The organism is Streptomyces sp. CA2R106 (assembly GCF_037034245.1).
Lineage (GTDB): Bacteria > Actinomycetota > Actinomycetes > Streptomycetales > Streptomycetaceae > Actinacidiphila.
Window position 1 is genome coordinate 57841 of sequence record NZ_JBAGKC010000010.1, and the last position, 25247, is coordinate 83087.

Annotated in this window: 17 protein-coding genes and 1 pseudogene; 5 read left to right on the top strand and 13 right to left on the bottom strand. The window is 73.8% G+C overall.

Going from position 1 to position 25247, the window contains the following annotated elements; all coding sequences use genetic code 11:
* Positions 1-202 precede the first annotated feature (202 nt).
* From WA788_RS17000 to WA788_RS17025, 6 genes are all read right to left on the bottom strand, one after another.
* Entirely contained in the window at positions 203-2041 is a 1839-nt protein-coding gene (locus tag WA788_RS17000; protein ID WP_335978166.1) for a GMC family oxidoreductase, read from the bottom strand.
* A 104-nt stretch (positions 2042-2145) separates the two neighbouring features.
* Complete coding sequence (locus tag WA788_RS17005; protein ID WP_335978167.1) at positions 2146-3795, bottom strand: succinic semialdehyde dehydrogenase; 1650 nt, start codon at positions 3793-3795, stop codon at positions 2146-2148.
* A 173-nt stretch (positions 3796-3968) separates the two neighbouring features.
* A complete protein-coding gene (locus tag WA788_RS17010) occupies positions 3969-6098 on the bottom strand; it encodes a hypothetical protein (RefSeq protein WP_335978168.1) in 2130 nt (709 codons plus the stop codon).
* A 163-nt stretch (positions 6099-6261) separates the two neighbouring features.
* A complete protein-coding gene (locus WA788_RS17015) occupies positions 6262-8115 on the bottom strand; it encodes a serine/threonine-protein kinase (protein WP_335978169.1) in 1854 nt (617 codons plus the stop codon).
* Positions 8116-8323: 208 nt separating this feature from the next.
* Entirely contained in the window at positions 8324-10078 is a 1755-nt protein-coding gene (locus WA788_RS17020; RefSeq protein ID WP_335978170.1) for a serine/threonine-protein kinase, read from the bottom strand.
* 52 nt (positions 10079-10130) lie between these two features.
* Positions 10131-11837: a glycerol-3-phosphate dehydrogenase/oxidase gene (locus WA788_RS17025; protein WP_335978171.1), complete on the bottom strand. Its 1707-nt coding sequence runs from the start codon at positions 11835-11837 to the stop codon at positions 10131-10133.
* Positions 11838-12142: 305 nt separating this feature from the next.
* On the opposite strand from WA788_RS17025, the gene WA788_RS17030 reads away from it, so the two are divergent.
* Both WA788_RS17030 and WA788_RS17035 read left to right on the top strand, forming a co-directional pair.
* Positions 12143-13417 carry a nucleotide sugar dehydrogenase gene (locus tag WA788_RS17030; protein WP_335978172.1) on the top strand — a complete coding sequence of 425 codons (1275 nt, stop codon included), beginning with the start codon at positions 12143-12145 and terminating at the stop codon, positions 13415-13417.
* Positions 13418-13631: 214 nt separating this feature from the next.
* On the top strand, positions 13632-14243 hold the full coding sequence (locus WA788_RS17035; RefSeq protein WP_335978173.1) for a DUF3824 domain-containing protein: 612 nt from the start codon (positions 13632-13634) through the stop codon (positions 14241-14243).
* 110 nt (positions 14244-14353) lie between these two features.
* Here the strand turns inward: WA788_RS17035 and WA788_RS17040 are convergent, their stop codons facing one another.
* The 4 genes from WA788_RS17040 to WA788_RS17055 form a co-directional block, all read right to left on the bottom strand.
* On the bottom strand, positions 14354-15475 hold the full coding sequence (locus WA788_RS17040; protein ID WP_335978174.1) for a GuaB3 family IMP dehydrogenase-related protein: 1122 nt from the start codon (positions 15473-15475) through the stop codon (positions 14354-14356).
* A gap of 166 nt (positions 15476-15641) precedes the next feature.
* A complete protein-coding gene (gene guaB, locus WA788_RS17045; protein WP_335978175.1) occupies positions 15642-17141 on the bottom strand; it encodes an IMP dehydrogenase in 1500 nt (499 codons plus the stop codon).
* Positions 17142-17339: 198 nt separating this feature from the next.
* Positions 17340-17960: an RNA polymerase sigma factor ShbA gene (gene shbA, locus WA788_RS17050; protein WP_335978176.1), complete on the bottom strand. Its 621-nt coding sequence runs from the start codon at positions 17958-17960 to the stop codon at positions 17340-17342.
* 491 nt (positions 17961-18451) lie between these two features.
* Positions 18452-19063, bottom strand: coding sequence for a response regulator transcription factor (locus WA788_RS17055; protein ID WP_003948568.1), 612 nt, complete (start codon positions 19061-19063; stop codon positions 18452-18454).
* A gap of 514 nt (positions 19064-19577) precedes the next feature.
* Here WA788_RS17055 and WA788_RS17060 point away from each other — a divergent pair.
* A pseudogene (locus WA788_RS17060) lies at positions 19578-19868 on the top strand (WhiB family transcriptional regulator); the annotation flags it as partial.
* Between the two features lie 300 nt (positions 19869-20168).
* Here WA788_RS17060 and WA788_RS17065 read toward each other — a convergent pair.
* Entirely contained in the window at positions 20169-21101 is a 933-nt protein-coding gene (locus WA788_RS17065; protein ID WP_335978177.1) for a LysR family transcriptional regulator, read from the bottom strand.
* Positions 21102-21207: 106 nt separating this feature from the next.
* Between WA788_RS17065 and WA788_RS17070 the strand changes: the two genes are divergently transcribed.
* Both WA788_RS17070 and WA788_RS17075 read left to right on the top strand, forming a co-directional pair.
* On the top strand, positions 21208-21990 hold the full coding sequence (locus WA788_RS17070) for a GNAT family N-acetyltransferase (RefSeq protein WP_335978178.1): 783 nt from the start codon (positions 21208-21210) through the stop codon (positions 21988-21990).
* 117 nt (positions 21991-22107) lie between these two features.
* Entirely contained in the window at positions 22108-22896 is a 789-nt protein-coding gene (locus WA788_RS17075; protein WP_335978179.1) for an SDR family NAD(P)-dependent oxidoreductase, read from the top strand.
* A gap of 96 nt (positions 22897-22992) precedes the next feature.
* Here the strand turns inward: WA788_RS17075 and groL are convergent, their stop codons facing one another.
* Together groL and groES are read right to left on the bottom strand one after the other, a co-directional pair.
* The gene (gene groL / locus WA788_RS17080) at positions 22993-24615 is read right to left on the bottom strand and encodes a chaperonin GroEL (protein WP_335978180.1); all 1623 of its coding nucleotides are present in this window, start codon (positions 24613-24615) and stop codon (positions 22993-22995) included.
* Between the two features lie 131 nt (positions 24616-24746).
* Positions 24747-25055 (bottom strand): co-chaperone GroES, encoded by a 309-nt coding sequence (gene groES / locus WA788_RS17085; RefSeq protein ID WP_033177833.1) that lies wholly within the window; start codon positions 25053-25055, stop codon positions 24747-24749.
* Between the last annotated feature and the right edge of the window lie 192 nt (positions 25056-25247).

The window sequence follows — 25247 nt, forward strand, 5'->3', positions numbered from 1 at the left end:
TGGACACCGCCCAGACGCAGCTGGGCGGGGTGTGAGCCGGTGCGATGAGGCGGCTGCGGCAACGCGGCCGCCGTGGGACCTCGCATCGGTCGAAGTGACCGGACGGCAGGGGACAGCAGCCCGGTCGCGACTGGAAAAGAGGCGGTCGGTTCTCGGGGACGCCCGGGGCCGACCGCTCTGCGACCACCACATTACAGCGTGTTCAGGGCGTTTTGGGCAGCCGCGGCGCTTCTTCCGCCCGCGGCACCCGGGGCACCGGCAGCAGCGGCAGCCGCAGCGCGCCGAAAGCGTCCGCCGGCACGGCCGGGGCGAGCGGTTCCACCGCGGCGATCCTGCGGTACGGCTCGCCCTGGGCGGGCCGCGGGTCCGGCATGCCCTTGTTCGGCCACAGCGACATCGCCCGCTCAGCCTGCGCGGTGATGGTCAGCGACGGGTTCACCCCGAGGTTCGCCGAGACCGCGGCGCCGTCGACCACATGGATGCCCGGGTGCCCGAACAGCCGGTGGTAGGGGTCGATGACGCCCTGCTCGGCGTCCGCGCCGATCGGGCAGCCGCCCAGGAAGTGCGCGGTCATCGGCCGGTCGGTGGCCTCGCCGACGTTGCTGCCGGCGAAGCCGTTGATCTCCTCGGCGATCAGCTCGGCCGCCCGCGCGCCCTCGGGGATGTGCACCGGGTTGGGGGCGCCGTGGCCCTGACGGGCGGTCAGCAGTCCCTTCCCCAGGCCCTTGTCCTTGCGGTAGGTGGTCAGCGAGTTGTCGCTGGTCTGCATCACCAGCCCGATGATCGTCCGCTCCGACCACCGGAAGTTCGACAGCGAGCGGAAGGCGACCGCCGGGTGCCGCAGGTAGTTCACCGCGAACTCCGCCCAGCGCGGCAGCTTCCCGCGGTAGGGCGCCGCCATGATCGACAGGTTGCCCATCGCGTTGGAGCCGCGGCCGTAGCGGACCGGCTCGATGTGGGTGTGGTCGTTCGGGTGCACCGAGGAGGTGATGGCCACGCCCCGGGTGAAGTCCAGCGGCCGGTCCGGGTAGCGCTTGCGGTAGCGCCCCGCGGAGGTCTGCGCGCCCACCAGCGCCTCGGAGTTGGTCCGGGTCAGCTCGCCCAGCCGCGCGGAGATCCGCGGCAGCCGCCCGCTGTCCCGCATGGCGTGCAGCAGCGTCTGGGTGCCGTAGGTGCCGGCCGCGACCACCACCTGCCGAGCCCGCAGCACCTGCCGGGCGCCCTTCCGGCGCCGGTCGGTCGGCACCGTGGTGACCAGGTAGCCGCCGGCCGGGTCCTCGGCCAGCTCCACGACCGTCGTCATCGCCCGGATCTGGGCGCCGGCCCGCTCCGCGAGGTGCAGGTAGTTCTCGTTCAGGGTGTTCTTCGCGCCGTGCCGGCAGCCGGTCATGCACTCGCCGCACTCGGTGCAGGCCCGCCGCCGCGGCCCGGCGCCGCCGAAGTACGGGTCCGCGACCTCCTCGCCGGGCGCCGCGCTCGGCCCGCCGGCGCCCTCGCCCTCACCGCAGGCGTCCCGCCCGTCGCCGAAGAACACCCCGACCGGCGCCAGGTGGAAGGTGTCCCCCACGCCCATCTTCTCGGCGGCGTCCCTGAGGTGGACGTCGGACGGCGTCATCGTCGGGTTCAGCCGCACCCCGAGCATCCGCCGGGCCTGGTCGTAGTACGGCGCCAGCTCCTGCTGCCAGTCGGTGATCGCGCCCCACTGCCGGTCCTGGAAGAAGGCGGCGGGCGGCACGTAGAGGGTGTTGGCGTAGTTCAGCGAGCCGCCGCCGACGCCCGCGCCGGCCAGCACCAGCACCTTGCCCAGTACGTGGATGCGCTGGATGCCGTACAGGCCCAGGGCGGGCGCCCACAGGTAGTTGCGCACGTCCCAGGAGTTCTTCGGCAGCTCGTCGCGGGCGAAGCGGCGGCCGGCCTCCAGCACGCCGACCCGGTAGCCCTTCTCGGTCAGCCGCAGCGCGGAGACCGCGCCGCCGAAACCCGACCCGACCACGATGACGTCGAAGTCGTAGCCGTCGCCGTTGCCGTCTTCCTGTGCCACCTGGTCCTCCGGAGGGGTCGGTCGGTCGCGCCGCGGCCGGCAGGCGCCTTTGCCGGCGGGGCGCGGCGCGGGCGTACGAGGTGCGGCGGGTGCGGACGTTCAGTTCAGCGCAGGCGCAGCGCCTTCATCAGCCGCAGCGAGACGTTCAGCAGCGCCGCGTACTTCTCGTCGTCCATGCCGAACGCCGGGCCCATCGGCATCAGCCGCTGCACGGCCACGGTCTGCGCCTCGGTGTACTTCACGATGCCCTCCGAGCCGTGCCGGCGGCCCAGCCCGGAGTCCTTCATGCCGCCCATCGGCGCCCGCACGCTGCCGTAGGCCGCCGCGTACGCCTCGTTGACGTTGACCGTGCCGGAGCGCAGCCGGGCGGCGAGCGCGGTGCCGCGGCGGATGTCACGGGTCCACACGCTGGAGTTGAGGCCGTACTCGCTGGCGTTGACCCGCGCGACCGCCTCGTCCTCGTCGCGGAAGCGGTAGACGGAGACCACCGGGCCGAAGGTCTCCTCCGCGCACACCGCCATCGGCGCCTCGACGTCGGCGAGCACCGTCGGCTCGTAGACGTACGGGCCGATGTCGGGGCGCGGGCGGCCGCCGGTGAGCACCCTGGCGCCCTTCTCCCGGGCCTCGTCCACGTGCCGGCTGACCACGTCGAGCTGCCGCTGCCCGACCAGCGAGCCCATGCCCGCGCCGTAGGCCAGCGCGGTGCCGAGCTTCAGCGACCGGGTCAGCTCGACGAACTTCGCGGTGAAGGCGTCGGCGACCGACTCGTGCACGAACAACCGCTCGATGGAGATGCACAGTTGGCCGGCGGAGGCGAAGCAGGCGCGGACCGCGCCCGCGGCGGCCCGGTCCAGGTCGGCGTCGCGCAGCACCAGCAGGGCGTTCTTGCCGCCGAGTTCCAGCGAGGCGCCGACCAGCCGGGCCGCGGCGCGCTGGGCGACCTCGCGGCCGGTGCGGGTGGAGCCGGTGAAGGAGACGTAGTCGGCGTGCTCCACGACCGCGGGGCCGACCACCGGTCCGTCCCCGATGACGATCTGCCACACGTCCTCGGGCAGCCCGGCCTCGATGAGCTGCCGGCGGGCCCACAGCGCGGTCAGCGCGGTCTCGGTGTCGGGCTTCATCACCACCGCGTTGCCGGCCGCGAAGGCGGGCAGCGCGTCGCCGACGGACAGCTCCAGCGGGTAGTTCCAGGGCGAGATCTGGCCCACCACCCCGCGCGGCTGGCGCAGTTCGAGCGCCTTGGTGAGCGTGGGCACGGCGCCGGTGTGCCGCCTGGGCCGCAGGTAGGCGGGCGCTTTGAAGCCGTAGTGCCGGGCGGACATCGCGACCACCTGGACCTCTTCGTGGGCGTGCAGCCGCGCCTTGCCGGTCTCCAGCTGGATCAGGTCCAGCACCTCGGCCTGCCGGGCGAGCACCAGGTCGTGGAAGCGCAGCAGTACCCGGGCCCGCTCGCGGACCGGGGTCGCCGCCCAGGCGGCCTGGGCGGCGCGGGCCCGGCGGTAGGCCTCGGCGACGTCGTCCGGGGTGGCCTCGGGCAGTTCGGCGAGCTGCTCGCCGGTCAGCGGGGTGTGGCCGGCGGTCCGGCCCGAGCCGAGCACGCCCGCGGTCAGCCGGGCGACCAGGTCGGGGGTGACGACGTCCCGCGGGCCGCGCGCGACGGCGGGCCGGGGCGCGACGGGGTTGTCGGCGCTGCCGTCGGTGCTGCCGAAGTCGGGGGATGCAGTGCGGGCCACGCTTTCCGGCGAATCCGTCATGCCGGTGAGGGTACGGCGGCCGGGACGCCCTGGGTACCCATCAGTAGCTTTTTTCTCCGCGACTTCCACAACCACGCCAGTATGTGATGGCATCGTAATGATCTTCGCAGCTCAGAAGGGCCGCGCGGGGCCGGGGCAGGGCCGGTGGGGAGGGGAGCCGCGACGCGCCGGGCTCAGTGCGCGGTGTACGTCTCGACGGCCTTGTCGAACGCCTGCTGGACCGCCGCGCGCTGGCTGTCGAGCCCGGTCACCAGCACCACGTGGTACTTGCCGTCGATCAGCAGGGCGAGGTTGCGCGCGTACACGCCCTGGCCGCTGGAGTTGCGGTAGGTGTACTCGCCCTCCGCGGCCGGGTGTCCGTCCAGCGTCAGGGACTGCAGGCCCGAGGCAGAGGACCAGGAGGAGGCGCGGAAGTCGGCCAGCTCCGGTTCGTTGAGCTGGTAGGCGACCGGGTCGGTGCCGCGCGCGGAGGAGCTGTCGCGGCCGGGCACCACCGTCAGCTGGAGGTCGTTGCCGGCGTAGGTGACCTCGTCCTGGCCGTTGGGGCCCGAGCGCTGCCAGCCGGTGTGCACCGCGACGGAGAAGCCCGCGCTGTCGTGCCGCAGCGCGTAGTCCGGGCCGAGCGCGGGTCCGGAGGGCGAGGCCGGCGCCGAGGTGGTGGCCTTCGCCGGGGGCGTGGTGGCGGGCGCCGACGTGGCCGGGGCGGTGGTGGCGCCGCCCTTGCCGTCGCTCTTGCCGCTGCCGGGCTTCGGCATCCCGGCCTGGACGGTGCGGTCGGCCTTCGCCCCGTCGCCGGAGCCGTCGCCGCGGTGCGGCATGAGCAGCAGCGCGTAGGCGACCGCGGCCGCGAGGATCACCAGCACCGCGATCAGCAGCCGCATCCCGAGCCGGCGCGGCGCGTCGTCGCTGCCGTCGGGACGCCGGTAGACGACGTCCTCCTCATGGATGGGCGGGCGGGCCGTGACGTGCGGGCCGCCGCGGGCCGCGGCCGGGCGGGCCGGGGCGGACGGGCGCGGCTGCCGGGGCGGCGCGGCCGGGCGGGCTGCCTCCATCGGCGCGGTGGCGGCGGGGCCGGCCGGTCCCAGGCCGGACATGCCCAGCGCGCTGGCCGGCCCGGCGGCCTTGCCGGGCTTGGGCAGCTTCGGGGGCCGGCCGGTCCTGGCCTGCTTGCCGCGCGCGTGCCGCCGGTGCTGGGTGCCGGCCGCGGCCTCGGCGGCCGCCTTCTTCCGGCGCCGCCGCACCAGTTCGCCGCGGCGCCGCTTGACCGGCAGCTTCGCCGGGTCGGTGGGCACCTGCACGGCGCTCACCCCGATGTCGGGCTCGGGCGCGGACCGGATCAGCGAGCGCAGCCAGCCGCCCAGCTCCTCGGCCTCCGGCCGCTCCTCGGGGTCCTGGCGCAGCAGCGACTCCACGACCGGCCGCAGCGGGCCGCACTCCTCGGCGAAGGCCGGCGGCTCCGCGCAGACCAGCTGGACGAGTTCGGCGGCGCTCTCCTCGGGGAAGGGCGGGTGGCCCTGGACGCTGCGGAACAGCAGCGAGCCGAGCGCCCACAGGTCGGCGGCCGGGCCGACCGGCGGCGACAGCCGCCAGTTCTCGTGCACGGCGTGCGCCTGCTCCGGCGCCCAGCGCTCGGTGACGGCGCCGACCACGGTGATCCGGTTCTGCCGGGCCCGCTCCTGTTCGAGCGCGGAGCGCGGGCCGTGCCAGTCGCCGGCCTCCTCGTCCTCGCCGCCGCCGGCGAGCACCTGCTCGGGCACCGGATCGTAGCCGCACAGCGCTTCCTGGGCGGCGCCCGCGGCCAGCCCGGCGAGCATGGCCCGGCCGTCGTCGCAGACCAGGACGGTGCTCGCGGTGACATTGCGGTGGGTCCAGCCGGTGGCGTGCAGCGCGCGCAGCGCGGTCAGCACGTCGGAGGCGACCTCGGCGGCGCGGTAGGCGTCGAGCGGGCGCTCGGCGAGCAGGGCGGCCAGCGGGCGGGCGGACACCAGTTCGCTCGCGATCCACAGGCTGCCGCCCTCGACGAAGATGTCGAAGACCTGGACCAGCCGCGGATGGTCGGGGATGGCGGCCGCGCTGCGGGCCGCCGCCAGGGCGCGCCGGGAGCTCTCGTCCAGCCCGTCGCCGTCGGGCCCGTCGGGGCCGTCGTCGACGCCGACCACCTCGGGCAGCAGCACCTGGTGGACCAGGACCTCCTGGCCGCTGTAGGTGTCGAAGGCGCGGCTCTCGACAAGTTCGAACCCGTCGGCGGGTGGCCGGGGCAGCCGGTAGCGTTCAGCGAGCACCCGGCCTGCGTACTCCTCCACGGCGCCCCCCTTCCGGTCCGCCCGTCCGCTCATCCGCCCGCCCGCTCAGGCCGAACCCCCGTAGCGGTCAGGCCTGTTCAGGTCCGGGCGCCTCTGACGGCGAGTCGGTCGGTTTCCGGCTGCGGACAGTCCACACGTATTCACCTTACGTGCTTCGGCCCGCTTACTTCGCCGGTTTGAAGGTACTGAAGAAGGTCTGGAGCCGCTCCTTGTTCACGGCGCTGCCCCACGCCCCGCTGGGCGTGGTGAACATCAGGGCGTAGCCGTGCTTGCTGTCCGTCACCATGCCGCGGTTCAGGACATGTACGGCCTTACCCTGCTGCTGCCGGGTGTATTCCCAGTCGGCCGCGTCGTAGTCGCGGTAGTCCACCGAGACGACCTTGATCTTGTGGTAGTCCTTCATCGTGCTCTGGGCGGCGGCCGACGAGGTCTGCCAGTCGCCCAGCGCGCTCTTGCCGGGCTTGTGGGTCCAGTCCACGAGCAGGTTCTCGCCGCCGCTGCCCTTGAAGCGCGAGCCGGCGCCGTACCCGTCGTCGCCGACCCGCTTCCACCCGGCGGGCAGGGCGATGGAGAAGCCCTCGGAGTCCTTGAAGACGTGCCAGCCCTTGGGCAAATCCGAGGAGGTGCCGGACGCGGTGGTCGAGGCGGTGGTCGCGGGGGTGGTGGCCGCGGTCGTGGGCTGCCCGGTGCTGCCGTCGGGGTCCTGGGCCTGGCCGGACTGGTCGGCGGCGTTCTTCCCGCTCCCCTGGGCGGCGGTGCTGGGGGTGGCGCCGGGCGTCTTCGAGCCGCTCTTGCCGTCGCCGCCGCCGGAGTTGGCTATCGCGACGCCGATCACGGTGCCCAGCAGCGCCAGCACCACCAACGCGACCACGATCACCATGGTGCGGCGCGGCACCACGTCGCTCAGCGGCGCGCGGGCCGGGCCGGCCGGCACCGCCGGGCCGGGCCCGGCCGGCACCTTGCGGTCGGCGGCCTTGCGCAGCGAGCGCAGCGCCTCGCGCGCCCTGGCCTGGTCGAGCGCGGCCTTGCGGGCGGCGGGCGGCGCGTCGGTGGGCACCGGCTGCGGGTCGGTGGCGCCGCCGGGCGGGGCGGCGGGGGCGGCCGGCAGGGCCATGGTGCGGGTGGCCTCGGCGGGCGGCACGGCCGGCTCGTCGGGGGCGTTGATCACCGCGTTGAGCAGCCGGCGCGCGCCCGCGTCGTCCAGCCGCCGGTCCGGGTCCTTCACCAGCAGCCCGGAGATCACCTCGGCGAGCGGCCCGGCGTTGCGCATCGGCCCGACCGGTTCGGTCATCACCGCGGTGAGGGTGGCGATCGCGGAGCCCTTGTCGTACGGCGGGTGGCCCTCGACGGTGGCGTACAGCAGCGCGCCGAGCGACCACAGGTCGGCGGGCGGGCCGGGCTTCTGGCCGCGGGCCCGCTCGGGCGAGATGTAGGAGGGCGCGCCGACCAGCATGCCGGTGGACGTCACCGAGGGGTCGCCGTCGATCAGGGCGATGCCGAAGTCGCCGAGCACCACCCGTCCGGCGCCCGAGGCGCGGCCTTCCTCGTCGTCGCCGGTCTCCGCGAGCAGCACGTTGGACGGCTTCACGTCGCGGTGCAGGATGCCCTCGGCGTGCGCCGCCTTGAGCACGTCGAGCAGCACCAGTCCGATCTCGGCGGTGCGCCGGGGGCTGAGCGGCCCGTCCTCGCGGATCGCGTCGGCGAGCGAGCGGCCCTCGACCAGCTCCATGACGATCCACGGCCGGTCGTCCTCCTTGACGACGTCGAAGACCGTGATGGCGCCGGTGTTGCGGATGCGCGCGGTGGCCTTCGCCTCGCGCAGGGTGCGGGTGACCAGCCGGCGCTTCTCGTCGTCGTCCACGTTGCCGGGGAAGCGCAGCTCCTTCACCGCGACGCTGCGGCCGAGCGTCTCGTCGACCGCGCGCCACACGGTGCCCATGCCGCCCCTGCCGAGCACGCCGCCGAGACGGTACCGGTCGGCGAGCACGCGTCCGTCGGTGACTTCGTCCTCGCTCATGGCTTCCCTCTGTCGTGTCGTACCGGTGCGGTGGCCCCCTGCGCCGCGGCTCCGGGCGGGTGCCGGGCCGGGGCGGGCGGCGCCCGCCGGGTCCGGCTGCGCGCGCGGTGCGGCGGGGCAGCCGCCAACTGCGGCACCGGCGGCGGTTGTCGGGCGGTTCGGCTCCCCATCATCCCCGAACGGGCGCGGTGGTTGCGAACCCGGCAGGTCAGTCGGCGGCCCGGAATCCGGCGACGGCGTTGTTGAAGACCGGCAGCCACTGCTGCCACTGGGCGTCCGGGGCCGACAGGTAGATGGCGTACTCGGTGGCGCCGGGCTGCCCGAAGCCGAGGTCGATGGCGTGCCAGTCGCGGACCTTGCCCTTGAAGGTGAACTCCCACAGCGCGGCCTTCTGGCCGAGGTGCACGGTGCGGTCCATCCGCTCGCGGTGATAGGTGTCACCCACCGCCTGCTCGGTCTGCGGCTCGATCTGCTGGAAGTGCTCCAGCGGGTCGGTGCTGGCGAACGGCAGCGCGTCGATCTTCAGCCCGACCAGCCCGTCGGGAGTGACCCAGTCGACCTCGTCGGTGCCGTTGGGGGTGGTGCGCTTCCAGCCCTCGGGCACCGGCACCGTGTAGTGGTAGCCGTCGTGGTCCTCGTCGGCGAGGCGGTAGCCGGCCGGGAGCGGCGGCGCCGGCGTGGTCTGCGCCGCCGTCGGGTCGGCGCCCGCCAGGTCGGTGGTGGCCGGGCCGGTCGGGCTCGCCGAGCCGCCGCTCTTCGCACGGCCGCCGGCGGAGGGGTGCTGGGAGCGGTGGACGGCGTACAGCGCGCCGCCGACCACCACGGCGGCCGCGACGACGGCGGCGATCCACGGCAGGGCGCGGCGGCGGCGCCGCGTCACGGGGGACGGGTCCGGCGCCGGGGACGAGGCCGGGACCGGGGCCGGGACCGGAGCTGGGACCGGGGACGGGACCGGCGGCGGGGGCGGCCCGAACGCGCCGGGGGCGGCGGCCTGCGGCGCCTGCCCCGGCTGCGGTGAGGAAGGCGGCACCGGGACGGCGGCGGACGGGGCGTAGGGGGACATCCGGGTGGTGGTGGTCTGGCCGGGCGGCGACTCGAAGCGGAGCCGGTCCACCTGCGCGGTGTCCGACTCGGCGGCCGGTACCCGCAGCATCTGCTCGGCCGCTTCGGCCGACAGCCGCTTGTCGGGTTCCTTGGCGAGCAGCCCGGTGATGACCTCGGTGAGGACCCCGGCCTTCGCCGGCTGCCGTACCGGCTCCTCGGCGATGGCGTACGCGGTCTCGATCGCGGTGGGGCGGTGGAAGGGCGAGTCGCCCTCGACCGCCTGGTACAGGGTCGCGCCCAGCGCCCACAGGTCCGACTCCGGCCCGGGCAGGGCGCCGCGTATCCGTTCCGGGCTCAGGAAGTCGATGGAGCCGATGAGTTCACCGGTGCGGGTCAGGGTGGAGGTGCCGGACGCCTGGGCGATACCGAAGTCGGTCAGGACGATCCTGGAGTCCTCGCCGAGCAGCACGTTGCCGGGTTTGACGTCGCGGTGCAGCACCCCCGCGCGGTGGGCGGCGCGCAGCGCGGCGACCATTCCGCGGCCGACCCGGGCGGCCTCGGCCGGCGCCAACGGGCCCTGCTCCTTGAGGCGTTCGCCCAGGGTGACGGAGGGGACGTACTCCATCACGATCGACGGCAGGCCCGCGTCGTCGACCACGTCGTGGACCACCACCACGTTGGGGTGGCTGATCCGCGCGGCGGCGCGGGCCTCCCGCCGGGTGCGCTCGAAGAGCGTCGCCAACTCCTCGTCGTCCATGTGCGGCTGAGGCGGGTGCAGTTTCTTCACCGCGACCCGGCGGCCGAGGAGTTCGTCCTCGGCCAGCCACACCGTGCCCATCCCGCCCCGGCCGACGCGTTCGAGCAGCCGGTAGCGGCCCGCGACGAGCCGCCCCTCGTCGCCGTGTCCGGACCCATTCATGTCGTGCCCTCCCCGCGGGCGCTCCCGGCTCGCGCCCAGGCGAACTCCGCGCCTAGAGGGGCACGATATCGGGCGCGCCCAGCCGCGCGGCGTCCGCGGTCTGGTCGTCGGGCTGGAGTTGGGACTCCCGCTCGGCCTCGACCCGCTTCTCGTAGTACGCCACTTCCTTGTCGATCTGCGCCTGGTCCCAGCCCAGGACGGGCGCGATCAACTCCGCGGCGGGGCGGGCGCTGCCGGTGCCGCGGTCGAAGGTCTCGATGGAGATACGCGTTCTGCGGGTCAGCACGTCCTCCAGGTGGCGGGCGCCCTCGCTGCGGGCGGCGTAGACGATCTCGGCGCGCAGGTAGTCGTCGGCGGCGGGCAGCGGTTCGCCCAGTGACGGGTCGTCGGCGATCAGCGCCAGCACCTCGTCGGTGAGGGTGCCGTAGCGGTTGAGCAGGTGCTCGACCCGGGCGACGTGCAGCCCGGTGCGGGCGGCCGTGCGGGCCCGGCTGTTCCATCCGGCCCGGTAGCCTTCGGCACCGAGCAGCGGCACGTCCTCGGTGCAGCAGCCGGCGACCTTGCGGTCCAGGCCGTGCACCGCCTCGTCCACCGCGTCCTTGGCCATCACCCGGTAGGTGGTGTACTTGCCGCCGGCCACCACCACCAGGCCCGGCAGGGGATGGGCGACGGTGTGCTCGCGGGACAGCTTGCTGGTGGCGTCGGACTCGCCGGCCAGCAGCGGCCGCAGCCCGGCGTAGACACCCTGGACGTCGTCCCTGGTCAGCGGGGTGGAGAGCACCGAGTTGACGTGTTCGAGCAGGTAGTCGATGTCGGCGCTGGAGGCCGCCGGGTGCGACTTGTCCAGGTCCCAGTCGGTGTCGGTGGTGCCCACGATCCAGTGCCGGCCCCAGGGGATGACGAACAGCACGCTCTTCTCGGTGCGCAGGATCAGCCCGGTGGTGGAGTGGATGCGGTCCTTGGGCACCACCAGGTGGATGCCCTTGGAGGCGCGGACGTGGAACTGGCCGCGCTCGCCGATCAGAGCCTGCGTGTCGTCGGTGAACACCCCGGTGGCGTTGACCACCTGACGGGCCCTGACCTCGTAGGTGCCGCCCGCCTCCAGGTCCTCCACCCGGGCGCCGACCACCCGCTCGCCCTCGCGCAGGAAGCCCACCACCCGGGCCTGGTTGGCCACCACCGCGCCGTAGGAGGCCGCGGTGCGCACCAGCGTCACCACCAGGCGGGCGTCGTCGACCTGCGCGTCGTAGTACTGCAAGGCGCCGACCAGGGCGTCCTTGCGCAGCGCGGGCGCCACCCGCAGGGCGTGGCGGCGGCTGAGGTGGCGGTGGACGGGCAGGCCGCGGCCGTGTCCTGAGGAGATCGACATCGCGTCGTAGAGCGCCACGCCCGAGCCGGCGTAGAGCCGCTCCCACCCCTTGTGCTGGAGCGGGTAGAGGAAGGGCACCGGCCGGACCAGGTGCGGGGCCAGCCGCTCCAGCAGCAGCCCGCGCTCCTTCAGCGCCTCCCTGACCAGGGCGAAGTCCAGCATCTCCAGATAGCGCAGCCCGCCGTGGATGAGCTTGCTCGACCGGCTCGACGTGCCGGACGCCCAGTCGCGCGCCTCGACCAGGCCCACCGACAGGCCGCGCGTGGCGGCGTCCAGCGCCGTGCCCGCGCCGACCACGCCGCCGCCCACGACCAGGATGTCCAGTTCGTGTTCGGCCATCCGGGCGAGAGCCTGGGCCCGTTCCGCCGGGCCGAGTGATGTCGTACGCATCCGTGCCTCCGTGACTGCGTCGCTGCGGTGCCGCTCGGTGAGTCGCCGTACCGCTCGGTGAGCCGTGTACCGCTCGGTGAGCCGCCCTCGTCCGGGCCGGTGACGGCCGTGGGGTACCTACCCGCTCCTTCGATAGTGACCGCCACCGCGCTGCCCGGCCAGCGCTGCCGGGCGCCGCACCGGTGCCGCCCCGGCGCGCCGCGTGGTCATATCAGTCATTTGTCTGGTTAGCCTGCTTTAGAGTCCTTTGTGAGTCCGTTCGTGCGTCTCGCCAGAGGGCGGCTCCAGGGAGAGGACCGGAAACCATGCCCGCAGACCTCGCCGTACTCGGACTGGGCCACACCGGTCTCCCCCTCGCGCAGGCGGCCGCCGCGGCCGGCATCGGCACCATCGGGTACGACCCCGATCCGGCCGTGGCCGCCGACGTCAACGCCGGCCGGGTGCCGCCGGGCACCCTGGCCGCGGCCGAACTGCGCCGGATGCTGGCCGGCGGCTTCCGCGCCACCAGCGACCCCGCCGCGCTGGGCCGGGTGCGGACCGCCGTGATCTGCGCGCCCACCCCGCTCGGCGAGGACCACGCCCCGGACCTGACCGCGCTCACCGCGGCCGCCCGCGCGCTCGCCGGCCACCTGCGCCCGCACACCACGGTGGTGCTGGAGTCCGCGGTGCACCCCGGCACCACCGAGCAGTACCTGCGGCCGCTGATCGAGGCCGGCGGGCTGCGGGCCGGCCGCGACTTCCACCTCGCCTACTCCCCCAGCCGGCTCGACCCGGGCAACCGCGCCTTCCCGCTCACCCACATCCCCAAGGTGGTCGGCGGCCTCACCCCCGCCTGCACCGAGGCCGCCGCCGCGTTCTACAGCCGGCTCAGCGAGCGGGTGGTGCGCGCCCGCGGCCCGCGCGAGGCCGAGGCGGTCAAGCTCCTGGAGACCAACTACCGGCACGTCAACATCGCCTTCGCCAACGAGATGGCCGTCTACTGCCACGACATCGGCGTCGACCTGTGGGACGTGATCCGCTGCGCGGAGACCAAGCCGTTCGGCTTCCAGGCATTCCGCCCCGGCCCCGGCGTCGGCGGCCACGCCGCCCCCCTCGACCCCAACGCCGCGCCCCACTTCGCCACCGGCGCCGGCCGCCCGCGCACCCCCGGCCACCCCCTGCGCATGGTCGAACTCGCCCAGGAGGTCAACGGGCGCATGCCGCGCTACGTCGTCCAGCGCGCCGCGGCCCTGCTCAACGAGCACGGCAAGTCCCTGCGCGGCGCCCGGGTACTGCTGCTCGGCGTCACCTACAAGGCCGACCTCGCCGACCAGCAGGGCGCCCCGGCCCGGGAGATCGGCACCCGGCTGATGGAGCTGGGCGCGCAGCTGTGCTACCACGACCCGTACGTGCCGCAGTGGCGCGTTCTCGACCATCCGGTGCCGCGCGCGGACTCGCTGTGGGAGGCCGCGGCCGACGCCGACCTGACGCTGCTGCTCCAGCACCACCGCACGTACGACCTCCAGGGGCTGGCGGTCAAGGCCCAACTGCTGCTCGACACCAGGGGCGCGACCCCGGCGGGCGCCGCGGCCCGCCTCTAGGCGGCGCCTGCCGCGTCTGGCCTGCCTGACCTGCCTGACGTGGGACAACAGCGCTTCGTGGGGCGGAGGTTGTGCGGGCTTGTCGTGGTCCTGTAACGACCGGATGAATCGTCTTGTCCGATTGTCTGCGCCCACTGCTAGATTTCGGCATCACTGTTTCGCACGGGGGCGCAACCCTGTGCGCTACCCGCTTCCGTCCCCGGGGGAACCTTTCGTGAGCGCCAACTACCCGCCTCCACAGCAGCCTTCCGGCCAGAACCCGTACGCGGCCGGCCCGCAGGGGGGCAACCCCTACGGCCCGCCGCCGGCCGGCAGCCCGTACGGCGCGCCGCAGGCCGCGCCCGCCTTCAACCCGAACGCGTACCCGCCGCCGGTCGCGGCCCGGCAGAACGACAACACCGGCCTCGGCATCGCGGTCGGCGTCGTGGTCGCCATCGTCGCGGCGCTCGCCTACGGCGGCCTGCTGCGCGCCCTGGCCAAGAGCGACGGCACCACCGTCGAGTTCCGGTACGCCGCGCTCGCGGTCGGCGCGCTGATCGGCGTCGCCATGGGCAAGCTCGGCGGCCGCAACATCGCCCTGCCGATCCTGGGCGCCCTGCTCGCGATCGCCGCCGTGATCTTCGGTGAGATCTTCGGCGGCGCGCTGATCATCAGCCACTACGCCAGCGAGCACGGCGGCAGCATCTCCGTGTCCACCCTGCTCTTCCACCACTTCGGCGACCTGTTCAAGGCGTGGAAGTCGGACTTCGGCGCGATGCGCGCCTTCTTCCTGATCTTCGCCGGGGTCGCGGCCGCGGGCCTGGCCAAGCGGATGGGCGAGAACTGAGCCACCCCGCCGCCGCGCCGGCGGCATGACGGGAGGGCCCGCACCGCGCAGCCGCGGTGCGGGCCCTCCCGTCGGTGCGGCACAGACCGCGGACGCCGGTGCCGGCGGGCTCAGCGGTGGTGCGTGGGCGAGACCGTGACCTCCACCCGCTGGAACTCCTTCAGGTCCGAGTAGCCGGTGGTGGCCATCGAGCGGCGCAGCGCGCCGAAGAAGTTCATCGAGCCGTCGGGGGCGTGCGAGGGGCCGAGCAGGATCTCCTGGGTGTTCCCCGCGGTGCCGAGGTTCATCCGCTTGCCGCGCGGCAGTTCGGTGTTGACCGCCTCCATGCCCCAGTGGAAGCCGCGGCCGGGCGCGTCGGTGGCGCGGGCCAGCGGGGAGCCCATCATCACCGCGTCCGCGCCGCACGCGATCGCCTTCGGCAGGTCGCCGCTGGCGCCGAAGCCGCCGTCCGCGATGACGTGGACGTACCGGCCGCCGGACTCGTCCATGTAGTCGCGGCGGGCGGCCGCGACGTCCGCGACGGCGGTGGCCATCGGCACCTGGATGCCCAGCACGTTCCGCGTGGTGTGCGCGGCGCCGCCGCCGAAGCCGACCAGCACGCCCGCCGCACCGGTGCGCATCAGGTGCAGCGCCGCGGTGTACGTGGCGCAGCCGCCGACGATCACCGGCACGTCCAGCTCGTAGATGAACTGCTTGAGGTTCAGCGGCTCGTGCGACCCGCTGACGTGCTCGGCCGAGACCGTGGTGCCGCGGATCACGAACAGGTCGACGCCCGCGTCCACCACGGCCTTGGAGAACTGCGCGGTGCGCTGCGGGGAGAGGGCGGCCGCCGTGGTCACCCCGGCGTCCCGCACCTCCTTGATCCGCTGCCCGATCAGCTCCTCGCGGATCGGGGCGGCGTAGATCTCCTGGAGGCGCGCGGTGGCCCGCGAGTCGTCCAGCTCGGCGATCTCCGCGAGCAGCGGCTCCGGGTCCTCGTACCGCGTCCAGAGCCCTTCGAGGTTCAGCACCCCCAGGCCGCCGAGGTTGCCGATCCGGATCGCGGACTCCGGGGAGACCACCGAGTCCATCGGCGCGGCCAGGAACGGCAGCTCGAAGCGGTACGCGTCGATCTGCCACGCGATCGAGACCTCCTTGGGGTCCCGGGTCCGCCGGCTGGGCACCACGGCGATGTCATCGAACGCGTATGCCCTGCGGCCCCGCTTGCCCCGCCCGATCTCGATCTCAGTCACGTCCTACGCCTCTCTGTCCGTCCTGCGGTCCCCAGTATGGCGGGTCCCCCCGAAGCGGGCGCTTCCGCCCGTCCGAGGACCACCTGCCCGTGGACGGCCGCTCGCGCCGCGGACCGCGAGGCCATGGCGCCACAGGACGGGGCGGCCCGGGGGGACCGCCCCCGGATCAGCCGTGGTAGTTGGGGGCCTCGACGGTCATCTGGATGTCGTGCGGGTGGGACTCCTTGAGCCCGGCGGCGGTGATCCGCACGAAGCGCCCCTTGGACTCCATCTCCGCGATGCCCGCCGCGCCGACGTACCCCATGGTCTGGCGCAGTCCGCCGACCAGTTGGTGCAGCACCGCCGAGAGCGGGCCGCGGTAGGGCACCTGCCCCTCGACGCCCTCGGGGACGAGCTTGTCGTCGGAGGAGACCTCGGCCTGGAAGTAGCGGTCCTTGGAGTACGAGCGGCCCTGCCCGCGCGACTGCATCGCGCCGAGCGAGCCCATCCCGCGGTAGGACTTGAACTGCTTGCCGTTGATGAACAGCAGTTCCCCGGGCGACTCCTCGCACCCGGCGAGCAGGCTGCCGAGCATGACGCTGCTCGCGCCCGCCGCCAGCGCCTTGCCGATGTCGCCGCTGTACTGGAGGCCGCCGTCGCCGATCACCGGCACCCCGGCGTCGAGGCAGACCTGCGCCGCCTCGTAGATCGCCGTGACCTGGGGGACGCCGATGCCGGCGACCACCCGGGTGGTGCAGATGGAGCCGGGCCCGACGCCGACCTTGACGCCGTCGACGCCCGCGTCCAGCAGCGCCTTGGCGCCGTCGCGGGTGGCGATGTTGCCGCCGACCACGTCGACCTGGACGCTGGACTTGATCTTGGCCATCCAGTCCAGCGCGTTGCTGTTGTGGCCGTGGGAGGTGTCGACCACCAGGAAGTCCACGCCCGCGCCGGCCAGCGCCTGGGCCCGGTCCAGCGCCTCGGGGCTGGCGCCCACGGCCGCGCCGACCAGCAGCCGGCCGTCGGCGTCCTTGGCCGCGCTCGGGTACTGCTCGGCCTTGACGAAGTCCTTGACGGTGATCAGGCCCTTGAGCAGGCCCTCTTCGTCCACCAGCGGCAGCTTCTCGATCTTGTGGCGGCGCAGCAGCTCCATCGCGTCGGCGCCGGAGATGCCGACCTTGCCGGTGACCAGCGGCATCGGGGTCATGACCTCGCGCACCTGGCGGGAGCGGTCGGACTCGAAGGCCATGTCGCGGTTGGTGACGATGCCGAGCAGCCGGCCCGCCTCGTCGGTGACCGGCACACCGCTGATCCGGAACCGGGCGCACAGCGCGTCGGCCTCGCCGAGGGTGGCATCCGGCCGGACCGTGATCGGGTCGCTGACCATGCCGGCCTCGGAGCGCTTGACCAGGTCGACCTGGCTGACCTGGTCCTCGATCGAGAGGTTGCGGTGCAGCACGCCGACGCCGCCCTGGCGGGCCATCGCGATCGCCATCCGCGCCTCGGTGACCTTGTCCATGGCGGCGGAGAGCAGCGGGATGTTCACCCGGACGTTCCGCGAGATGAGCGAGGAGGTGTCCACCTCGTTGGGCAGCACCGAGGAGGCCCCCGGGAGCAGCAGCACATCGTCGTAGGTGAGTCCGAGCGTGGCGAACTTCTCGGCTACTCCGTCGGCGTTCAGCGACATGACACCTTCCCGAATGGTCTTGCCCGGCGAGTTGTTCAATGGTAGTGGCTGCGCCGCTATTCCCCTGACCGCCCGGAGCCGTCCGGTCTGTCGGGTTCGCCACCTTCGGCGACACCTTCAGCGCGCGCCTCCACGGCCCGCCTCCACCGCCCGCCCCGGGCCGCCGGAACCGCGGCCCGCCGGTCCCGCCGCTCCCGGCTACGCGCTCAGTCCGGGCGCGTCCGGTTCGGCCGCCGACACCGCGCCGGACTCCTCCGCGATGGCCCGCAGCCGGCTGAGCGCGCGGTGCTGGGCGACCCGGACCGCGCCGGGCGACATGCCCAGCACCTGACCGGTCTCCTCCGCGCTCAGGCCCACCGCGACCCGCAGCAGCACCAGCTCGCGCAGGTGGTCGGGGAGGCGGGCGAGCAGCGTACGGGCCCAGGCGGCGTCGCTGTTGAGCAGCGCGCGCTCCTCGGGCCCGAGCGAGTCGTCCGGCTTCTCCGGCATCTCGTCGGCGGGCACCGGCGCACCGGGACCGCGCATCGCGGCCCGTTGCAGGTCGGCGATCTTGTGCGAGGCGATCGACACCACGAACGCCTCGAACGGCCGGCCCAGGTCGCGGTAGCGGGGCAGCGCGCACAGCACCGCCAGGCACACCTCCTGGGCGAGGTCGTCCACGAAGTGCCGCGCGTCGCCCGGCAGACGGGACAACCGGGTGCGGCAGTACCGCTCGGCGAGGGGGTGGACGGCGGCGAGCAGGTCGTGCGTGGCCCGCTGGTCCCCGTCGACAGCGCGACGAACGAGGGCACCGATGGCCGGGGGGTCGTCGTCACGCATCCACCCATGGTGCCTCGCCGCCGGACGATTCGCCGCATCGCGTCCGGACTTCTGCACCGAAGCGTTATGCGGTCCGTCCGCCGGGGCGCCCGCCGCGGCCGCGGGAGCGGTGCCGTCGACACTGCCCGAAGCGGTGTCGGGCGCGGTGCCCGCCGCGGCATCGGCCCTGCTGCCGGGCCCTGTTGGCGCCTGGGCCGGGACGGACCCGGCCCGCGCGCCGCGCGCGCTCTCCCGCCCGCCGTTCACATCGGCCGCGAGCACGGACGACTGCGCCCGCGGGCCCGCCGCAGTCATCTCCGCCATACCCGGCCCCCGCCGATCCCCGAGGAAGTCCATACGTCAAGCATGCGTCCTCCGCCGGGAAACCGGGGACCCGCCGGTGGGCACCCGGCGTTCCCGCGGCTGTGCCACGGGAGTTCGCCGAGGTCGCCGGGGGTCCGGCCGGGTGCGTACGACTGCCGGCCCGCGGCGTGCCGCCGGCCGGCGGGCGGTCAGCGGACCAGGCCCCAGCGGAAGCCGAGCGCCACCGCGTGCGCGCGGTCGGAGGCGCCGAGCTTCTTGAACAGCCGCCGGGCGTGCGTCTTGACGGTGTCCTCGGACAGGAACAGCTCACGGCCGATCTCCGCGTTGGAGCGGCCGTGGCTCATCCCTTCGAGCACCTGGATCTCGCGGGCGGTCAGGGTGGGCGCGGCGCCCATCTCGGCCGAGCGCAGCCGGCGCGGGGCCAGCCGCCAGGTCGGGTCGGCGAGCGCCTGCGTGACGGTGGCCCGCAGTTCGGCGCGCGAGGCGTCCTTGTGCAGGTAGCCGCGCGCACCGGCGGCGACGGCGAGCGCCACCCCGTCGAGGTCCTCGGCGACGGTGAGCATGATGATGCGGGCGCCGGGGTCGGCGGACAGCAGCCGCCGCACCGTCTCCACGCCGCCGAGGCCGGGCATGCGGACATCCATCAGGATGAGGTCCGAGCGGTCGGCACCCCAGCGGCGGAGGACCTCCTCGCCGTTGGCCGCGGTGGTCACGCGCTCGACGCCGGGCACGGTGGCCACCGCGCGGCGCAGGGCCTCTCGGGCGAGCGGGGAGTCGTCGCAGACGAGGACGGAAGTCATGACCGCCCCCCGCAGCTGAACCGCGTCACTTGTGCCTCCAGGCTGTACGAAGTACGAATCTTCACCGTTGGGGCTGACGGCTCGGGCATCTGCCCGAATCACGTGATTCCGCCAACCGCTTCCGCCACACTCAACGACCCTCACCCGAAAGAGTTACGACGTCGGATCGCAGTCGTGTGCACTCTACGTGATCATGCGTGTACGGATCGACCATGTCGCAGGTCAGATGGGCGAGGCGGCCGTGTTTTCCGAGGCGGCGGGCGGTCCGATTCATCCGCGCGAGGGGTACCGCGCCACTCGCGCGGCGCATCACGCGCGGTCGCGAATTATGCCAAACGGGTCTTAGGACGGATTTTGCACTGTTTGGCGGCTCTTTCCTGGTGCGTGGGGTAATCGTCGCTAGATTGGCGAAGAGTCATATTTACATCTACTACGACAGTAGATGTACGGTCGGACGTGCGGCTGAGCGAAGCCGAGCTCCCAGGCCGTCACCCACGTTTCGAGGGGATGAGCAATGGCAGACTTCTCCCGCCTTCCCGGCCCCAACGCGGACCTATGGGACTGGCAGCTGGTCGCCGCCTGCCGCGGCGTCGACAGCTCGCTGTTCTTCCACCCCGAAGGTGAGCGCGGCGCCGCCCGCAGCGCGCGGGAGGCCGCCGCCAAGGAGGTGTGCATGCGCTGCCCGGTCCGCGCGGAGTGCGCCACCCACGCCCTGGCGGTACGCGAGCCGTACGGCGTGTGGGGCGGCCTGACCGAGGACGAGCGCGAGGCCATGATGGGCCGCTCCCGCCACCGCGCCACCCCCGACCGGGACGACGACGAGCGGGAGCGCGAACGCGAGCGCAAGCGGTACGACCGCTACGCCGACACGGACCTCGACGACGCCGACGCCGCCGACGAGGCGGACGCGGCCGCGACGGACGACGACGGCCCGCACGGCCGACACGACGACTACGACCCGTACGACGGGGACGGCGACCTGGACCTGGAGCCGGACCGGGACGGCCAACCGCTGCGCATCTACTGAGGTCCGGCGCCCCGCGACCGGCACCGAAGAATCGATTCTGCACACCCGGCGCACCCGGCACGGCCGCGGGCGGCTGCTCTACGGCCGCACCGCCGCCCGGCTCAGCCAGGTGAGCATCATGTCCACCGCGGGTACGCGGGCGAGGTCGGGGAGGGTGAGCGCCACGACCTCGCGCTCCACCGCGGGGGCCAGCTCCAGCACCGCCACCCCGTCGGTCCGCACCGCCGCCAGGGCGAGTTCGGGCAGTACCGCCACGCCCAGACCGGCCGCGACCAGGCCCACCACCGCCGGCGAGTCGTCGGTGGCGAAGTCGATCCGGGGGGTGAACCCGGACCGCTCACACACCTCGACCAGGTGCCGGCGGCAGCGCGGGCACCCGGCGATCCACTGCTCGGCGGCCAGCTCCTCGTACGGCACGGGCGGCGCCGTCTCGGGTGAGCGCCGCGGGCCCGCGGCGGCGAGCCGGTGCTGCTGCGGGACGAGCCCCACCAGCCGGTCGGTGAGCAGCGGGCGCACCACCAGGTCCGACCAGGACTCCTCGGACGGGGTCGGCAGGTCCACGTAGCGGAACGCGAGCGTGATGTCGCAGTCGCCCGCGCGCAGCATCTCCACCGAGGCGGGCGGCTCCGACTCGACCAGCGAGACCCGGGTGTCCGGATGGCGGGCGCGCAGCGCGGCCACCGCGGCCGGCACCAGGGTGGAGCTGCCCGAGGGGAAGGAGGCGAGCCGGACCCGTCCGGCGCGCAGGCCCGCGATCGCCGCGACCTCCTCCTCGGCGGCGGTCAGCCCGGCGAGGACTCCCGCGGCGTGGCGCACCAGCGCGTCGCCGGCCTCGGTCAGCCGCATCTCGCGGGCGCCGCGGACCAGCAGCGGGGTGCCGACGGCGTTCTCCAGGGCCTTCATCTGCTGGCTCACCGCGGGCTGGGTGCAGCCGAGGTCGCGGGCGGCGGCGGAGAAGGAGCCCGTGCGCGCCACCGCGCGCAGGACCCGGAGATGGCGTGGCTCGAGCACAGGCCGATTTTATGGCCTGCACGGCCCGGCCGGGTGCTCCGGGGCGAGCCCCCGCCCCGGGGGTAAATGGGAGGTGGCTGCTCAGGGCGCGGTCTAGGGTGCCCGGATGGACATCACGGTGGTGCGGGAGACGTTCGACGCGCAGGTCAGGCGGGGCGCGGGAGTGGTCACGCCGGAGGGGGTGGTGCGGCTGGTGGAAGGCGAGGGGGCGGCCGGGTGGGCCGGGGTGGTGTGGTCGGGGTTCGCGGCGCACGACGGTGCGCGGGCGGACGCGGCGATCGCGGCGGAGCGGGCGTGGCTGGGGTCCGCGGAGGGGGCCGGGCGGGAGTACGAGTGGAAGCTGTACTCGTACGACCTGCCGGCGGACCTGCCGCAGCGGCTCACCGCGGCCGGGTTCACCGCGGAGCCGCCGGAGACGCTGATGGTCGCGGAGGTCGCGGAGCTGGCGCAGGACACGCCGGTGCCCGAGGGCGTCCGCTTCGCGGAGGTGCGGGACGCGGCCGGGGTGGACCTGATGGCGAAGGTGCACGACGAGGCGTTCGGCACGGACTCCGGGCGGCTGCGGGACCGGCTGCTCGACCAGCTCGGGGACCCGGACGTCGGCATGACGCTGGCGACAGCCGGCGGCCGGCCGGTGTGCGGTGCCCGCGTGGAGTTCCACCCGGGCACCCAGTTCGCGAGCCTGTGGGGCGGGGGCACCGTCCCGGAGTGGCGCGGGCGCGGCATCTACCGGGCCCTGGTCGCACACCGCGCCCGCACGGCCGCCGCCCGCGGCTGCCGCTACCTCCAGGTGGACGCCTCGGACCAGAGCCGCCCCATCCTCGAACGCCTCGGCTTCGCCCCACTGGCCGTCACCACGCCCTACGTCCTGCCGTCAGCCGACCAGTGAACATACAGTCCGTCAACATCGGCCGCCCGCGCCGCTGAGCGGCGCGGCCTGCGGGACGGGGCCGCCGCCGCTGTCGCACCGTGTCGCGGGGGGTCGGTGCGCTTCTAGGGTGGCGGTATGACGACTTCTGTAGTGACCGGGGCGACCGCGGGGCTGGGGGCGGCGTTCGCGCGGCGGCTCGCCGCTGACGGGCACGGGCTGGTGCTGGTGGCGCGCGACGCCGAGCGGCTGGAGCGGTCCGCGGCGGACCTGCGCGAGCGGTATGGCGTCGAGGTGGAGGTGCTTGCCGCGGACCTCGCGACGGACGCCGGGATCGCGGCGGTCGAGGAGCGGCTGAGCGCGCCCGGCCGGCCGGTGGACGTGCTGGTGAACAACGCCGGGTTCGGCAACCGCGGGGCCTTCCTCGACGCGCCGGTCGAGGACGAGCTGCGGATGCTGAAAGTGCACTGCGAGGCGGTGCTGCGGCTGACCACGGCCGCGGTGCCGGGCATGCGCGAGCGGCGCCGCGGCTTCGTGGTGAACGTCGCCTCGGTCGCCGCCTACCTGCCGCGCGGCACCTATGCGGCGAGCAAGGCGTGGGCGGTGCGGTTCACCGAGGGCGTGGCGAGCGAACTGCGCGGCTCGGGTGTGCGGTTCCTCGCCCTGTGCCCGGGGTTCGTGCGGACCGAGTTCCACGCGCGGGCCGGTATGGACTCCTCCGGGCTGCCGCCGTGGGCGTGGCTCGACGCGGACGAGGTGGTGGCGGCCGCGCTGCGCGACCTGGCCCGGGGCCGCACGGTCAGTGTCCCCTCGGCCCGCTACAAGGTGGCGGTCTCGCTCGCCCGCCATGTGCCCCCGGCCCTGTTCGGCGCCGCCGCGGGCCGGGCCGGCCGGTTCGACCCGAAGCTGCGCGGCACCCGGGGCTGAGCCGGAGCGGCGGGCGGAAAACGACCGGGCCCGCCACCCCGTGACCGAGGTGGCGGGCCCGCAAGGCCGCGGAGGGGCCTGCGACGCGGTGACGCGTCAGTGGCTGTGCCCGTGACCGCCGGCGGCGGCCTCCGGCTCCTCTTCCTTCTTCTCGACGACCAGGGTCTCGGTCGTGAGCAGCAGGGAGGCGATGGACGCCGCGTTCTCCAGCGCGGAGCGGGTGACCTTCACCGGGTCGATGACGCCGGCCTTGACCAGGTCGCCGTACTCGCCGGTGGCGGCGTTGAAGCCGTGGCCCTTGTCGAGCTCGGCGACCTTGGAGGTGATGACGTAGCCCTCCAGGCCGGCGTTCTCGGCGATCCAGCGCAGCGGCTCGACGGCGGCGCGGCGCACGACGGCGACACCGGTCGCCTCGTCACCGGACTTGCCGAGGTTGTCGCCGAGCACCTTGACCGCGTGCACGAGCGCGGAGCCACCGCCGGAGACGATGCCCTCCTCGACGGCCGCGCGGGTCGCGGAGATCGCGTCCTCCAGACGGTGCTTCTTCTCCTTCAGCTCGACCTCGGTGGCCGCACCGACCTTGATCACGCAGACACCGCCGGCCAGCTTCGCCAGGCGCTCCTGGAGCTTCTCGCGGTCCCAGTCGGAGTCCGTGGTGGCGATCTCGGCCTTGATCTGGCCGACCCGGCCCTCGATCTCGGCCTTGTCGCCGGCACCGTCGACGATGGTGGTCTCGTCCTTGGTGACGGTGACCCGGCGGGCGGAGCCCAGCAGGTCCAGACCGGCCTGGTCGAGCTTGAGGCCGACCTCCTCGGCGATGACGGTGGCGCCGGTCAGCGTGGCGATGTCGCCCAGCATGGCCTTGCGGCGGTCACCGAAGCCCGGCGCCTTGACCGCGACCGCGTTGAAGGTGCCGCGGATCTTGTTGACCACCAGGGTCGACAGGGCCTCGCCCTCGACGTCCTCGGCGATGATCAGCAGCGGCTTGCTGGAGTTGGCCTGGATGACCTTCTCCAGCAGCGGCAGCAGGTCCTGGATCGAGGAGATCTTGCCCTGGTGGATGAGGATGTACGGGTCGTCGAGGACGGCCTCCATCCGCTCCTGGTCGGTGACGAAGTACGGCGACAGGTAGCCCTTGTCGAACGCCATGCCCTCGGTGAAGTCCAGCTCCAGACCGAAGGTGTTGGACTCCTCGACGGTGATGACGCCGTCCTTGCCGACCTTGTCCATCGCCTCGGCGATCAGGTCGCCGACCTGCTTGTCCTGCGCGGACAGCGCGGCGACGGCGGCGATGTCCTCCTTGCCCTCGATCGCGCGGGCGGTGGCGATCAGGTCGTCCGAGACCGCCTTGACGGCCGCGTCGATGCCCTTCTTCAGGGCGGCGGGGGAGGCGCCGGCGGCGACATTGCGCAGGCCCTCGCGGACCAGCGCCTGCGCGAGCACGGTCGCGGTGGTGGTGCCGTCACCCGCGATGTCGTTGGTCTTGGTCGCCACCTCCTTGACGAGCTGGGCGCCCAGGTTCTCGTACGGGTCCTCGATCTCCACCTCGCGGGCGATGGTCACGCCGTCGTTGGTGATGGTCGGGGCGCCGAACTTCTTGTCGATGACGACGTTGCGGCCCTTGGGGCCGATGGTCACCTTCACGGTGTCGGCGAGCTTGTTGACGCCGCGCTCAAGGGCGCGACGGGCGTCCTCGTCGAACTTCAGGATCTTGGCCATGCCTGCGAACTACCTCATCTACTCGTATGTCGTCGTCAGTCAGTGAGGACGGTCAACGAAACCGCCCCGGCCCCGGCCGGAAGAGGGCGCGGAGTCCCGGGGCGGGATCACGGCTGTGGTGGGCCGGAAGACTACTTCTCGATGATCGCGAGAACGTCGCGCGCCGAGAGGACGAGGTACTCCTCGCCGTTGTACTTCACCTCGGTGCCGCCGTACTTGCTGTAGAGCACGACGTCGCCGACGGCGACGTCGAGCGGCAGGCGGTTGCCGTCCTCGAAGCGGCCCGGGCCCACGGCCAGGACGACGCCCTCCTGGGGCTTCTCCTTGGCGGTGTCCGGGATGACCAGGCCCGAGGCCGTGGTCTGCTCGGCATCGAGCGGCTGGACCACGATGCGGTCCTCGAGCGGCTTGATGGCAACCTTGGTGCTGGCGGTCGTCACGATCCGACCTCCCCCTTCAAAGGGCTCACGGGAGTGTCTGTCTGGGTCGGCGACCTGGTAGGCCCGTCGTCGCGGGTGCCGGACCTGCCCGTCGCTGAGTTCTGGCACTCAGCGGTGCCGAGTGCCAGAACCGAGACTAGGACGCACTTAGCACTCGGTCAAGCGGAGTGCCAACGGATGCCCCGAAGGGGG

Bases quoted from the DNA above. Each gene is read 5' to 3' on its own strand.
- WA788_RS17005 (WP_335978167.1), bottom strand. From the start codon at position 3,795: ATGACGGATTCGCCGGAAAGCGTGGCCCGCACTGCATCCCCCGACTTC.
- WA788_RS17015 (WP_335978169.1), bottom strand. From the start codon at position 8,115: ATGAGCGAGGACGAAGTCACCGACGGACGCGTGCTCGCCGACCGGTAC.
- WA788_RS17020 (WP_335978170.1), bottom strand. From the start codon at position 10,078: ATGAATGGGTCCGGACACGGCGACGAGGGGCGGCTCGTCGCGGGCCGC.
- WA788_RS17025 (WP_335978171.1), bottom strand. From the start codon at position 11,837: ATGCGTACGACATCACTCGGCCCGGCGGAACGGGCCCAGGCTCTCGCC.
- WA788_RS17030 (WP_335978172.1), top strand. From the start codon at position 12,143: ATGCCCGCAGACCTCGCCGTACTCGGACTGGGCCACACCGGTCTCCCC.
- guaB (WP_335978175.1), bottom strand. From the start codon at position 17,141: ATGTCGCTGAACGCCGACGGAGTAGCCGAGAAGTTCGCCACGCTCGGA.
- shbA (WP_335978176.1), bottom strand. From the start codon at position 17,960: ATGCGTGACGACGACCCCCCGGCCATCGGTGCCCTCGTTCGTCGCGCT.
- WA788_RS17055 (WP_003948568.1), bottom strand. From the start codon at position 19,063: ATGACTTCCGTCCTCGTCTGCGACGACTCCCCGCTCGCCCGAGAGGCC.
- WA788_RS17070 (WP_335978178.1), top strand. From the start codon at position 21,208: ATGGACATCACGGTGGTGCGGGAGACGTTCGACGCGCAGGTCAGGCGG.
- WA788_RS17075 (WP_335978179.1), top strand. From the start codon at position 22,108: ATGACGACTTCTGTAGTGACCGGGGCGACCGCGGGGCTGGGGGCGGCG.
- groL (WP_335978180.1), bottom strand. From the start codon at position 24,615: ATGGCCAAGATCCTGAAGTTCGACGAGGACGCCCGTCGCGCCCTTGAG.